General features: G+C 43.8%; 12 protein-coding genes and 1 tRNA gene. 10 read left to right on the plus strand and 3 right to left on the minus strand.

The window, feature by feature from the left end:
* Positions 1 to 349: 349 nt before the first annotated feature.
* Positions 350 to 434 (minus strand) — tRNA-Ser (locus tag QA601_11845).
* A gap of 59 nt (positions 435 to 493) precedes the next feature.
* Positions 494 to 2,221, minus strand: a complete 1,728-nt coding sequence (locus QA601_11850; GenBank protein ID MDG5815774.1) for an Ig-like domain-containing protein — start codon at positions 2,219 to 2,221, stop codon at positions 494 to 496.
* A gap of 364 nt (positions 2,222 to 2,585) precedes the next feature.
* On the opposite strand from QA601_11850, the gene QA601_11855 reads away from it, so the two are divergent.
* From QA601_11855 to QA601_11865, 3 genes are all read left to right on the plus strand, one after another.
* Complete coding sequence (locus tag QA601_11855; GenBank protein MDG5815775.1) at positions 2,586 to 3,911, plus strand: ATP-dependent 6-phosphofructokinase; 1,326 nt, start codon at positions 2,586 to 2,588, stop codon at positions 3,909 to 3,911.
* Positions 3,912 to 3,946: 35 nt separating this feature from the next.
* Positions 3,947 to 4,186 carry a hypothetical protein gene (locus QA601_11860; protein ID MDG5815776.1) on the plus strand — a complete coding sequence of 80 codons (240 nt, stop codon included), beginning with the start codon at positions 3,947 to 3,949 and terminating at the stop codon, positions 4,184 to 4,186.
* 144 nt (positions 4,187 to 4,330) lie between these two features.
* Positions 4,331 to 5,374 carry a hypothetical protein gene (locus QA601_11865; protein MDG5815777.1) on the plus strand — a complete coding sequence of 348 codons (1,044 nt, stop codon included), beginning with the start codon at positions 4,331 to 4,333 and terminating at the stop codon, positions 5,372 to 5,374.
* A gap of 46 nt (positions 5,375 to 5,420) precedes the next feature.
* Here QA601_11865 and QA601_11870 read toward each other — a convergent pair whose 3' ends face one another.
* Positions 5,421 to 7,211, minus strand: a complete 1,791-nt coding sequence (locus QA601_11870) for a response regulator (protein MDG5815778.1) — start codon at positions 7,209 to 7,211, stop codon at positions 5,421 to 5,423.
* Positions 7,212 to 7,356: 145 nt separating this feature from the next.
* Between QA601_11870 and QA601_11875 the strand changes: the two genes are divergently transcribed.
* The 7 genes from QA601_11875 to QA601_11905 all read left to right on the plus strand — a co-directional run bounded on the left by QA601_11875 (position 7,357) and on the right by QA601_11905 (position 13,125).
* Entirely contained in the window at positions 7,357 to 7,866 is a 510-nt protein-coding gene (locus tag QA601_11875; protein MDG5815779.1) for a hypothetical protein, read from the plus strand.
* Positions 7,847 to 8,044: a hypothetical protein gene (locus QA601_11880; GenBank protein MDG5815780.1), complete on the plus strand. Its 198-nt coding sequence runs from the start codon at positions 7,847 to 7,849 to the stop codon at positions 8,042 to 8,044. The genes QA601_11875 and QA601_11880 overlap by 20 nt, the downstream gene beginning before the upstream one ends.
* A gap of 197 nt (positions 8,045 to 8,241) precedes the next feature.
* Positions 8,242 to 8,517, plus strand: coding sequence for a (2Fe-2S) ferredoxin domain-containing protein (locus QA601_11885; GenBank protein ID MDG5815781.1), 276 nt, complete (start codon positions 8,242 to 8,244; stop codon positions 8,515 to 8,517).
* Position 8,518: 1 nt separating this feature from the next.
* A complete protein-coding gene (locus tag QA601_11890) occupies positions 8,519 to 10,213 on the plus strand; it encodes a [Fe-Fe] hydrogenase large subunit C-terminal domain-containing protein (GenBank protein ID MDG5815782.1) in 1,695 nt (564 codons plus the stop codon).
* 8 nt (positions 10,214 to 10,221) lie between these two features.
* A complete protein-coding gene (locus tag QA601_11895) occupies positions 10,222 to 11,397 on the plus strand; it encodes a SpoIIE family protein phosphatase (protein ID MDG5815783.1) in 1,176 nt (391 codons plus the stop codon).
* 12 nt (positions 11,398 to 11,409) lie between these two features.
* On the plus strand, positions 11,410 to 11,661 hold the full coding sequence (locus QA601_11900) for an NAD(P)H-dependent oxidoreductase subunit E (GenBank protein MDG5815784.1): 252 nt from the start codon (positions 11,410 to 11,412) through the stop codon (positions 11,659 to 11,661).
* Positions 11,662 to 11,679: 18 nt separating this feature from the next.
* Positions 11,680 to 13,125 (plus strand): monomeric [FeFe] hydrogenase, encoded by a 1,446-nt coding sequence (locus tag QA601_11905; GenBank protein ID MDG5815785.1) that lies wholly within the window; start codon positions 11,680 to 11,682, stop codon positions 13,123 to 13,125.
* Positions 13,126 to 13,829 lie beyond the last annotated feature (704 nt).

Here is a 13,829-nt window from a genome sequence, read left to right on the forward strand (position 1 = left end):
ATCAAGGCCGCATTTCTATCTCCCTTCCTTCCCGCGATAATAGCCCAAGGGTCCCCCCAAACGGATCCTCCCACGCTTTCACCATTGACGCCCGGGGGTGACCCAGTCAATCGCCTTTAGCCCCATAAAAATCCTTCTATTCACATCCTAGTCCGGGCACCACAAAGCCTGCTCATATAATAAAGGGACACCCTAAAAAGACAGGGTATCCCTTTATTATACGGAGAGGCAGGGATAGGCTGCGCCGCTGCCTCACTGCCGTTCGGCGGTCGAAAGGTCCGGGCACCACAAAGCCTACTCATATAATAAAGGGACACCCTATAAAAAGATCGGGTGTCCCTTTATTATACGGAGAGGCAGGGATTCGAACCCTGGGTACCTTACGGCACAACGGTTTTCGAGACCGCCCCCTTCAACCACTCGGGCACCTCTCCTGAATATCTATTTTGCTGCCCGGTCTTTTAGCCGCCCAACGGCAGTGCTGTAACCATCATCAATCAACACTTTCCACGTCATCCTCAATTTTCATAAACTGCTCTATCGGTACTTCTTCGGGGGGACATACAGTGCACGCATCAACCGGGATGTTTTCTACTTCCCAGCGCGCCCGTGCTTCAATGGTATCCCGCAGCTCAAACAGTGGCTCCGGTGCTCGCCAGGGAGAAAGCTTTCCGGCATCATGCTTACTATTGTCATTATTATCGATAAAAAAGGAGATGGTGCCCCTTGACGCGGGCAGGGAATCGAAACTGAAAAACCCTGCAGAATCGGCTGAATAGTACTTTTGGCTGCTGTTTAAGGGGCTGTAGATCCAGATTCTGTTACTGTCGGGATCAAGACAGGGAGAACCACCATGCATCTTAAAAGCGATACTGTCTGAATGAATCGAATTGAAAGTAACGATCACTGTACTGTCGTTTTCTTCATCACCGCTATCAAGGAGATTACCGGAAAGATCCCTGACCGATGAAACCGGTAAGGTGAGAGTATATTCGGCAGATGGTTTCAGATTTCGGGTCGTTGTGAGCTCATGTGTTCTGGCTACATCATACAATAGCTTCAATCCAACCGTATCCTCAAGGGTCGAATCAATGAGCGTAAGGCCTGAGGGTTCAATCCTGACGGGTTTGCTAAACGTAAGTGATAGGGCAGGGCTTAGATCTGCCTGTTCCTGTGGTGCTGTTCTTTGGAGTACAGGGTTAACTGTGTCAGGGCGTGTTACACCATTAAATCGTACAGAATCTTCAACTTGTCCATAGGAATAGGTAAGCTGATACGCTGCGTTGGTGAGCGAATCCTTTAGTTTGATGATGAAATTCTTCTTATCCTGCATCATATATACCGACTCTATCGCTATCTCCTCTATTGATGAATCGGTGGCCGTTTGGATTTTAAAGCTGGGCTGATAGCTTTGGGTATTAAAGGGGCGGTTCCATGCGCCCTGAATAATTGAGGTGGAAAGAGCGGTGACAGAGGGAATCTGTGCAGATGCTGTATCTGAAGAGACAGGAAAGAGCAGGTGATAGGGTTGCGTATCGTTGGATAGATAGATTATTGAATCAACCGGAGCGTAGGTTTTCTGCTCAGGAATAAGCCTGCCTGTGTTGTTTCTGTCCTCAAAAGCCAAAAGTCTGTATGAACCGGACTGCAGGTGAGACAGTGAGAACCGGCCCGCACTGTCGGCCTGGGTCAGGTAGTCAGGGGCAGAGAAGAAGAGTGAATCGTGCCATTCTTCATTGACCCTAAACAGTCCAATTTTGGGGAAGGTTCCCCAAACATTTGGTTCGATGATACACCCTGAAACCGTGGCACTGTCCAGTTGTGCGCCGGTTGAGAAGATGAGGTTGTAGGCGTTGGAGAGATTATTGCCTCGGATACACCGAAGGGTATTGTTGATTACTACATGATAGGTTGTAGAATCTTTGAGCGGCTCGGGTAAAGCGATCTCTAATCTCTGACGGTTGGTATTTACTCTGATGTTTTCTGAAAGGGGTGGATAGATCGAAACGCTTCGGGGCGCACTTGCCGGGGCGATCCATTTGGAAAAATCGATGTGTATCGTTTTGAGCTCACCTACGGCAGTTTGTCCCTGAGCCGGGTAGGTGGAAATGATTACCGGTGGTGTAAGGTCTTCGGGACCACCACCCGGGGCACTCTGATGGGCACAGGAGACGATTAAAAGCGTACATAGAAGGAGAAATCTAAGAAAAAAAGAGATCACAGGGTTCAATTTTTAGGTCCTTTAAAGGTTATGGAATAAAAAGAGAAAAATACTGTCAGGGATAGTTATATTCAAGGAAACGGGATCTTTAAGCTTTTTAATGAATCCCTTTGAGAATAAGTGCTGGTGTAAACAGAGCCGATTTTTCATACAGATTTTTTGTTACCAGTAACCCTGTTATATTTTGTACATAAGTACCTTTGCTTGTATTTAAAACGAAACAAGAAGCAGTGATCTATGGCATGGTGGTGATGTTCGATCCCGAAATGCAAAAAAATTTAATTCTGATGTTGTCTTTGGGTGCGTTCAGTAAAAGAAATGAAACAGAATACTCAATCTCCAAAAAAACTAAAGGGGAGTATAGATGAGACAGGAGTTTGATTTCACGGTAACCAGACTTGGTGAGTGTCGTTACAAATCACCTGTGATGCTTTCAAAGAGAATTGGTGATTTGGTGGCCAATTATGTCAGAGATGATGAGTATTTGATATTCGATACCACCATTCATCCCGGTGAGACAATAACCTTTAAAAAAGAGCAGCTTATTGAGAAGGCCGGGCCCAGAGAGCATATCTATTTTGATCCAACGGCGGTACATGCTGCGATAGTTACCTGTGGAGGGTTGTGTCCCGGGCTAAATGATGTAATACGTTCGATTGTGATGTCGTTGTGGTATCAGTATGGTGTGCGCAGAATATCGGGGGTGCGTTATGGTTACCGGGGGTTTATGCCAGAGTACAGTGATCCCTTCATGGAGCTGACTCCCGAGAAGGTGAGCTACATTCACCGTATGGGCGGGACAATCCTTGGCTCATCACGGGGGCATGGTCAAAGAACCGGTGAAATAGTGGATTCTCTTGAGAGAAACGGTATCAACATGCTTTTTACCATAGGGGGGGACGGAACCCAGAAAGGGTCTTTGAGTATTGCAGAGGAGGCCCGGCGCAGAGGACTCGAGATCTCCATAATGGGGATTCCAAAGACTATCGACAATGATCTGAGCTTTATACAAAAGTCGTTTGGATTTGAAACTGCAGTGAGTGAAGCAGTAAAAGCGGTTCATGGCGCGCATGTTGAGGCCTATGATGCCCCAAACGGGGTGGGGCTGGTTAAATTGATGGGCAGGGAGTCTGGTTTTATCTCCGCATACACCGCTTTGGCTTCAAATGATGTGAACTTTGTACTTATTCCGGAAGTGCCGTTTGACCTTGAAGGCGAAAAGGGACTGTTAAATCAGATAAGAAATCGCCTCGAAAGGAGGAGCCATGCACTTATTGTGGTTGCTGAGGGGGCAGGGCAGGATCATCTTAAAGCTGCTACTCAAAAGGATGCTTCGGGGAACATAAAGCTGGGTGATATAGGGGTATTTTTAAAGGATAGGATCAAGGGGTATTTTGATACCCTTGGGTGGGATATTAATCTTAAGTACATAGACCCAAGCTATATAATTCGCAGCACACCGGCAAATCCCATCGACTCTGTTTATTGCACCCGGCTTGGTACCAATGCTGTTCATGCAGCGATGGCCGGTAGAAGCGAGATGCTCATAAGTCTGGTCAATAATAACTTTGTGCATATACCTATCACTCTGGCCGTTGCTGAGCGAAATCGGATAGATCCGGAAAGTCCGTTGTGGCGTGATGTGATAGAAACAACCGGCCAACCACCGTTGATGAAAAACGTTAGCTGAATCAGAGTAATCAAAAACACTTTCGGAGGATATGGGTGAAAAAATCCGGGGTACTAAAACTATTTAAACCTTTGCTATCACTGCTGGTTAAGGCAGGATCTGTTTTTCTTACTGCGTTACTCATTTTCAGAAAAAGAGAGAAATTACGAACCTTTTTCAGTCACAGGAATGTAATAGTTGCAAGCATGTACGGGATTCTTGTTTTTCTGATAGCATTTTGTTTCAGAATCATTTTGGCTCTTAACTGGATTCTTCAGCAGGCTGCAGGGCGTTAGGATACTCTGCACCTATTGGTAGTGATTTGAGAGATTAGAAAAAGGTTGTACACTATCTCTATTCCCTGAGTATAATGTAGTATAGGTACTTTTATGGAGTATTGAACAGGTGTAATACGTTTAATCTGAAACGAGAATCAGAAGATGCATACAGAACAGTTACGACCAAAGCGGAAGTCTCAAAGCGATCCGTTTGCCTCTTTTGAACCGGTTAAATGGAGGGTAACGCGGCACGGGGATGCTGCCTTGGGCGATGAAATCTACTCTCTTAAGCGTAACCATGGAATCCCGGGCGCTTATAAGCTTCATAACCTCAATGACGCGATAAATGATGATCGTAACCCGTTTGAAAAAGTGCTGGTAGAGTATCTGATAAATGATTGCAGGTATGAGGTTTTTACCGTTTCTGATCTGCTTAATTCTCCCTATCCTTTCGATAAAGCTGCTTCAGGTAATATACTGGGTGAAATTGCAGAGAGGATCGCCCGCAGAATCACCAAGTATTTTCTTAAGCACTGGAGCAAAAAGGGACGTACCGGAGGGATCTTTGACAAAAGCTTTGACCCTCAAAACAGAGATGATTTCATTGTTGCAAATACCGATAACTATGTTTTAAAGATTCAGCACTACCCTAATCTCATTATTCTGAGATGTTCGGGAAGGGGAAAGTATGGGTACGAGAACATAAAGGAGTTGGATGGTTTTTTCGATTACAGGTATATGGGGCAGCGTCACATCCTTGTTCTGGAGAGTAAGCTTGAAAAGATAAATGTAAACTGTGATGACCTGACAAACAATCTGTTTTCACCGTTGGCTCAATTGTTTCCTGAAGCAAAATTTTCGTATGTGTTATTTACCGACAGACATTCTGTTTTAACCAGAAATTGTCCTTGTAAGCGTCAAATTAAGCATATGCCATTAAAGATCTACGAGCACCTAAAAGCCCATGGAATCGGTACTCTGTTTTTCACTTTCAATGAAACACGGGATGACTTCGAGCGTATAAAGGATTTTTTAATCACTCAGTACAGAGCTATCATGAACCTTGGAGTGACTTTCAGGGGGAAAACCGTACTTACGGACAGAGAGCTTATGGTTTTTGATGGAGGGGAGACACCACACATAAAGCTGCTTAAAGATTTGGAAACGGGTATGTGGAGAGAGGTGCCACTACGTCATAAACGCTGACAGGCCTAATGAAACAACTTTTTTCTGTACCGCTGTCTTCTGTTTATCAAGAACCAACTTTCCCAAAAAAGGTATCAAGGGTGTGGATCAGAATTCTAAGATCAAGATTGTTTCGCTTCATAAAAACCATATCAGAAAGATTAAGGTCCTGATTGTACTTTGCTTCAGAATCCAAAGGGACAAGAAAAATTTTCAGGGTTTTATCACTCTCTTCATCACTTAAATCATCTTCATAGAGCATTATCTCCGGTGGCAGGCCTTTTTGCGGGATTGAAATGATTACTTTTGCATCGGTTTTAGATTCGGGCAGCTTTGCTGTCACTTTCACATCAAAACCGTTGCTGCGCAGGGCCGTTACTACCGGATGAAAAACCCTGGTGTCCTGATATACCACAAGAACCTGATGAGGTTTGTCATTTTCATGCACTGGAAGATTTCTGCTGAAGTGGAGATTCATAAACTGACAGAATTTTTTGACCTCATTAAAAACCGCGTGAATGAATCGTTCGGTCGGGCCAACATTTAACTTCAGAGCTCGTGTGATTTCCGTTGGAACCTCCTCAATCACTTCATCACAACTATGGCCGATTCCTATGGCTTTTGCAAGGATATTAGCAACAAACACCGAACTCTGTATCAGGCGCTCTTCACTACTTGAACTTTGGAGAATTCTGTCGCTTTCGTGATGATTCAATATCGCTCCGGTGATAATTGAGGGAAGATTCCACTTTGTTGTAAGGTAATGTCCAAGCTGTGCGTGTGTAAAACCCATCAGGCGCTCTTCTGTGCGGCAAAAAGGACCAAAGCAGGAGATGGTTTCATCAAGGAGACGGGGAAAAACGTCTTCGAAGTTATTGTCAATAGGAATTTTACCCAAATCATGCAGCAGTCCGGAAATAAAGGCATATTCTGGTTTCCTGAATTTGCACTCTACACTTAGCCTTTCTGCTATCAGTGCTACAGCAAGGGAATGAAGCCAGAATTCCCTGCGCTCAAATCCACTCAGTTTATGAACCCCAGGCGTAAGATTGATAAGCGTCAAGCAAGCCATTATATTTCTTGTTTCTCTGAAACCAAGTCGCACAACGGCATCTTTTATATGGTTGATACGCCCGTGCCTGCCTGCGTAAAATACTGTGTTTACCACCTTTAACACTGCAGATGATACTGCCGGATCACTTGAAATGCACTTGCCAAGTTCACCGCAGCAGCTCTTATTTGATTCAAGAATTTCAAATGCTTTAACCACGGTAAAGGGAAATGCCCATTGTTTGTGGATAAGAGAGTCTATCTCTTCAAGTTTTTGAGATGCCGGTATGGAGAGATCAAAGATCCGCGCGGCTATCCCTCTATTTGTGTCTGGTAGCGCGTTTTTTGTTGCGGTATCCTTAGGCTCATCAGATGGAGCAAGCACCTTTACTGACTCCAAAAAGTCCGAAAAAGAAAAGGGGTAGCCAATGGTGCAGATTCTTTTTTGAGGAAAGAGTAAATTTTCGTGCTCAAGCTCTGCAATACATTGAATTATGAATTGGTGGGGGTTTTTAGGCAGTATTACAAGTATAGCGATATCCTGAGTTCTCTGAGATTTGCGTAATCGCCTGGTAAGAATGATATCTGCAGGATTTCCTTCAGCCAGATCTGCCACTACGAGGTCTGGCAATATCTGCGTGGCTTTGAAAGTTGCAAGAAACGATGTTGATGCCTGAATTACACGATAATTACATTGAACCAGACCGACTGAGAGGATCTCTCTGACCTTTTCCCGGCAGGAAAAAAGAAGAACCAGCGGACCATCATTGCTGCCCCCAAGGACACCTGGTACTCTTTTTTCGTTCACTCTATGCTCCAATGCGGCTTTTTGTTTACCATCTATTATACCACCACTTTCTACATTATTCAATCTTTGGGTGCTAGTGATCGGTGAGAAGGCGAAGGTGGTTTGGGGCAAGTTTGGGGGGAGAAGGCACGCCTGTGGGGGGGGGTTGTTTAATAATGTCTGGGGAGAGTTATTAAGTCATGGCTGGGGAGAGTTATTAAGTCATGCCTGGGGAGAGTTATTAAGTCATGGCTGGGGAGAGTTATTAAGTCATGGCTGGGGCAAGTTGTTAAGTCATGCCTGGGGCAGGTTATTAAGTTATGGCTGGGGAGAGTTATTAAGTCATGCCCGGGGAGAGTTATTAAGTCATGCCCGGGGCAGGTTATTAAGTCACGCCCGGGGCAGGTTATTAAGTTATGCCGCGGGCAGGTTATTAAGTTATGGCTGGGGAGAGTTATTAAGTTATGGCTGGGGAGAGTTATTAAGTCATGGCTGGGGCAGGTTATTAAGTTATGCCTGGGGCAGGTTATTAAGTTATGGCTGGGGAGAGTTATTAAGTCATGGCCGGGGAGAGTTATTAAGTCATGCCTGGGGCAGGTTATTAAGTTATGCCTGGGGCAGGTTATTAAGTTATGCCTGGGGCAGGTTATTAAGTCATGCCTGGGAGAGTTATTAAGTCATGCCTGGGAGAGTTATTAAGTCACGCCTGGGGCAAGTTATTAAGTCACGCCTGGGGCAAGTTATTAAGTCACGCCTGGGGAGAGTTATCAAGTCACGCCTGGGGAGAGTTATCAAGTCACGCCTGGGGAGAGTTATCAAGTCACGCCTGGGGAGAGTTATCAAGTCTGCCCTGAAGTATACCTCAATTGACTCAATATCTATCCTTCTTAAAAAACTATTTGCAAACATAGTAAAAGGGGGTTATATTTAGAGTATCTTTTATCGATAAAAAAATAACGATTGAGTGTGCTGCTATCCAGGCGGATTGGCAATCTGCTCTGTGTCTGTTTAAAAACAGTACAAGCTTAAAAAGCGGAGAACATAATCAGAGATGGAAAAAGAAAAAATGTGCAGTATTGATATAACTATTTGCATGGGCAGCTCCTGTTATTCCAGGGGTAATGGGAAAAACTATGAGGTGATCAGGGAGTTTTTTGCTGAAAAGGGTATTGAAGAAGAGGTGAAAATTAAGGGATGCCGGTGTGGTGGACAATGTATGAATGGGCCAAATATATGGGTTAATGGTGAACATTATTCAAACATTGACCGGGGAAGTGTACTGGATATTCTCGATTACAGTCTCACTAAAGCTACTAATGGAGAGTAATATGCATTATTTAAACCCCATATACAGCGAAGAGACGCACTGCAGGGACTGTTACAAGTGTATAAGGGAATGTCCGGTGAAGGCTATCAGGGTTGTAAATGGTGAAGCAGAGGTGATACCCGAATCCTGTATTTTGTGTGGTCATTGCGTGGATGCCTGTCCTGTAGGGGCCAAAAAGGTAAGGGATGATCTGCGTCGCTCTATTCACTTAACAAAAAGAAAGAAAAAAAGCATACTTTCCCTTGCTCCATCGTTTGCGGGTGAATTCACCAATACAACTACAGGGCAGCTTATACATGCAATAAAGCGTCTGGGGTTTTATGGCGTAAGTGAAACAGCACTGGGGGCACAGGAGGTCTCTTACGCAGTTGGTGATATGATTAATAAAGAGAGCGGGCTCATCCTTTCCTCTGCATGTCCAGCTGCAGTAGATCTTATCACTAAGCATTTGACCAAATTTTCGCAATATATATCACCTGTTTTATCGCCGCTTCTTGCTCACAGTATCATGCTTCGTCACCTGTATGGACAGGAGCTCGGTATTGTATTCGCAGGGCCCTGTATTGCAAAAAAGCAAGAAGCGGATAAATTCTCTGATTTACTTGATATTGCAATAACTTTTGAGGATCTTAAAAAGTGGTTCGATGCCAACGGAATCAGGTCATCAGAGCAGGAGTGTGATGAAACAGATGTTTTCATTCCACGAAGTGCTCAAAACGGATCGGTCTATCCGGTTGAGGGTGGTATGATTTCAACAATCAGGAACAGAGTGCGGGATAGTGATGCGGTATACCTGACATTATCGGGGGTGAGTAACATTCGCACTGCACTTGAGACGCTCGATGATAAACTTACAGGTCGAAAGATGTTTGTTGAGCTACTTGCGTGTGAGAATGGATGTGTAGCCGGACCGAAAGCAACCAACAGGGCCACAATCGATTCCCGCCTGTCTGTTCTTGATTATGCATCCACTAAATCAGAATCATGTACGGGGGATTTTCGGGAAAAAATTGGTTACACTTTTGGTGCAAAACAGATTGCTGCGAGTAATGTGACACATGAACAAATTTGTGATACTCTTGCATCTGTAGGTAAATCAAATCCTGAAGATGAGCTAAACTGCGGATCTTGTGGATACGGCACTTGCAGGGAATTTGCCATTGCTATGATAGAAAAAAAAGCTGAGCAGTGCATGTGTGTTTCCTTTATGAGATCACTTGCTCAGAAAAAAGCAAATGCACTCTTAAAAACTATTCCCTATGGGGTTGTGATAGTAGATAGAGAGCTTAGAATTATTGAGTGTAATGATAATTTTGCAAAGGCTCTGGGTGATGATGTGTGTGATGTATTTAAAATTTGTCCGGGGCTTCGTAATGCTGATCTTAAGAAAGTTTTACCATTTCATGGTTTGTTTTCGCAGGTTCTGACAACGGGTAATGATATAACGCAACATTTTGTGAAAACTCAGGAGAAAACGTTTGCACTTACGATTTTTACCGTCGAGCTTCATCAGGTCGCCGGTGCTTTGATACGTGATGCCACAAAAACTGAATTACGACGGGAACAAATAATAGAAAAAGCACAGGAAGTGATTCGCAATACCTCTGCTACGGCGCAGGAGATCGCCTTTTTGATGGGTAAGAATGCAGCACAATCGGAGAAAATTTTAAACTCTTTAACTGAAAGTTTCTCCTGAGGTGCAAAATGATACAAAACCAGGAAGTGTTTATTGAGATTGGTAGTCTACATTATTCAAAGCACAAAAAAAAAGCATCGGGAGATGTTCAACTTACAAGAAAACTTGAGCAGGGAAGGGTGGTGTCGATTCTTTGCGACGGGCTTGGAAGCGGTGTAGAGGCAAACGTATTGGCCAGTTTTACTGCTTCTATGGGGCTTGAATACATGGCCTCTGATCTTAAAATAAAGCGGGCCGCTGAGATCATTATGGATGCGTTGCCCCTGTGTCCTTCACGCAAAATAAGTTACTCAACATTCAGTATTGCGGATGTAAGTCTTGCTGGTGAGATGCGTATCATTGGTCATGGCAATCCACCATTTCTTTTCTTTAGAGGAGCACAAGCCATAGAGCGTGAGCAGACCGAACTTTTAAGGCCACGGTGGAAAAACAGATCACTTCATTATGCCCGTTTTGGTGTAGAAGTAGGTGACAGATTAATAATGATGTCTGATGGAGTAACGCAGTCGGGAATGGGGAGTGACAGCTGGCCAATGGGCTTTGGGATAGAGCGGGTGAATATAATTGTAGAAGAAGCTGTGCGTAAGAACAGGGAAATCTCTGCAGATGAGCTTGCAGAGATAATCTGCAATGTCGCTCTTGCCAATGATGGAAACAGGGCCGGTGATGATATCTCCTGTACCGTTATTTATATGAGAAATCCAAGGCGAATGCGTGTGCTTACGGGACCACCGTTTGATCCTAAAAGAGATCAGGAGTATGCATCACTTATAAAGAATTTTTCTGGAAAATGTGTGTTGTGTGGAGGTACTACTTCCACTATCGTTGAGCGGGAACTTGGACTTGAAGCAGTGATGGATTTCTCATACATGGATCCGGTTGTACCAGCGGTTTCCCATATGAAAGGTGTTGATTTAATCACCGAAGGTTGTATCACACTCAGTAATCTTGCCGGCCTGCTTGAAAAAGGTGAGCGGGGAGGGCGAAAAAACGGAGCTACAATGCTTAGAGATCTGATGTTGAGCTGCGATATAATCGACTTTTATGTGGGTACCAGAGTCAATCAGTCTCACCAGGATCCGGCTTTACCTATAGAACTTGACATAAGAAGGAATGTGATAAAAAAAATAGCGTCTCTGCTTGAAACTAAATATCTTAAAGAAACCACAGTCCGATATTATTAGAAAGAGAAAAATATGGAAAAGGCAATTGTAAAGGTATGTCTGGGAACAACATGTCACCTGATGGGATCATCACATCTTCAGACTCTTGAACAGGACCTCCCTGAGCACCTGGCTACCAGAACTACTGTCAAGTGGTCGCGTTGTCTGGGGCTTTGCAAGGATGATAATTACGGAAAAGCGCCTTACGTGATAGTAGGTGATAAAGTCATAAGCGAAGCAACAATTTTTAAAATTGTTGATGCACTTGAAGCTGTGCTTAACTGAAAATAGGTGGGGTAAAAGATGCAGTATGATAATAACGCTACACGTACCAGAAGAACTATCTTAGTTCGTATCGCCCGCCTCTTCATGGAGGATAAGCTGGAGGGGTTAGCTGATAGGATACCACTTGAGATGAGACCCAAAGGGAGCAGTTCATTTAGATGCTGTGTATATAAAGACAGAGCGTTAATTAAATACAGAATTATGGCAGCTCTTGGTTTCAGTATGGATGAAGAAACTGATGAGCTTGAAAAGCTTGAAAGCTACAGCATCCGGAGTATAAAAAGAGCGGCGGCACCCCAAGGCGAACCGCTGCTTCTTCTCGATGAAGCATGCAGTGCCTGTGTAAAGAGCAAATATTTTGTGACAAATGCTTGCAGGGGTTGTATGGCGCGTCCCTGTATGTTAAACTGCCCCAAAAAAGCTATCGCAATAGATGAAAAGGGGCAGGCGGTTATAAATAGCTCAAAATGTGTTAACTGTGGAATATGCATGAAAGTATGCCCATACCATGCGATCATTAGAATCCCTGTTCCGTGTGAAGAAGCCTGTCCTACAGGGGCAATTGTAAAAGATGGTGAAGGAAGAGCTCAGATAGATTTCGATAAGTGTATCTATTGCGGAAAATGTATGCGTCAGTGCCCGTTTGGAGCGATTATGGAGCGCTCACAAATGATAGATGTGTTAAAAGCGTTAAAGAGCAAAAAGCGGGTAGTGGCAATAATTGCGCCCGCTTCTGCCGCACAATTTGTAGCAGGATATCCACAGGTAGTTACAGCTCTAAAAACGCTTGGCTTTGAAGATGTACTTGAGGTTGCATCCGGTGCGCTCACCACAGCAAAGATGGAAGCTGCTGAATTTGAGCAGCGTATCTCTGAAGGCGCTTCCTTTATGACAAGTTCATGCTGCCCATCATTTGTTATGGCTGTAGAGAAGCATGTGCCTAAATTAAAGGAAAAAGTATCTCATACCCCAACTCCAATGCATTTCACTGCAGAGGCAATAAAGAAGGAGGATTCAGATACAGTGGTGGTGTTTGTCGGGCCATGTGTAGCAAAGAGAAAAGAAGCAGAGAATGATCCACTGGTTGATTATGTGCTGACCAGTGAAGAGATTGCTTCCATGATGGCTGCGGCACAGTTAGATGTTTCACAGTGTGATGAAGACCTTTGCTACCAGCAGGCGGATCCAAGTGGGCGTAGGTTTCCTCTGATTGGTGGTGTAACAAATGCGGTGGCAGCGCAAATGGAAAGCCCTGAAACTGTAGAAAGAGTGTTAATTGACGGCTTAAGTAGAAAATCAATGAAAATACTTAAAATGTATGCAAGTAAGGGGATCCCCGGGAACTTTCTGGAAGCAATGGCCTGTGAGCGGGGATGTATTAATGGACCTTGTACAACCGAAAATGTCGCACCTGCAACTGCCAGAATAAAAAATATGGCCGATTCTTTAATCAGTACCCCTTGAAGAGCGCCGTAAGCAGTAGATTAGTAAAAGAACTTCTTCTGTGAGAAATCAGGACAGTGTTGGTTAAAGCCATTACTACTGTCCTGATTTTGTGGCTTAAAGATTGCGGCAAAGTGTTTCTTACCAGATAAAGAAGGGCTCTAACCAGTTCAGTTCTGCGTGTATCCTTTAGGTCATCATAAATGCCCGTCTCGCTGATAGGTGACCGAATATGGTTTTATTGATAGCATAAGAATAGGTTTTTTTTCTACTATTGGGGACAATGAGAGGTTTTTTGAATAGTCCCAACTATTGTATTCTTGGGAAATACTATCTTAAAACCTTAACATCCCCCAAAAAAAGAGCATACTAGCACAAAGTAGATCAACTCCTTAGAATAGGAAAAGCTAAATACTGCTCGGGAGTAAAACCGCTTAAACAGTGGTAAGTATTAGGTTTGCTAAATTCTAGATTAAAAACTAAGTCTGTTTCTTTTCAATTTTGCCGGTGACTATTCACTTTTAGAGCGTATGTTAGTATTTTTCTTTGAGTTACTGTTCAAAATTGTTTAAACAGGGTATAATAGGTTAAAGGAAGTTTTTTCAGAAAAAAAGAAATATGTTAATTGAGTTACTATATCAGCATACAGGTATTTTCCTTCTAAACAGTCGTTTGTTCGCCACCAGTATGGCGACCTTGATCTCATTTATTTTGGCGATTCTTCT

It is taken from the genome of Chitinispirillales bacterium ANBcel5 (assembly GCA_029688955.1).
GTDB lineage: Bacteria > Fibrobacterota > Chitinivibrionia > Chitinivibrionales > Chitinispirillaceae > Cellulosispirillum > Cellulosispirillum alkaliphilum.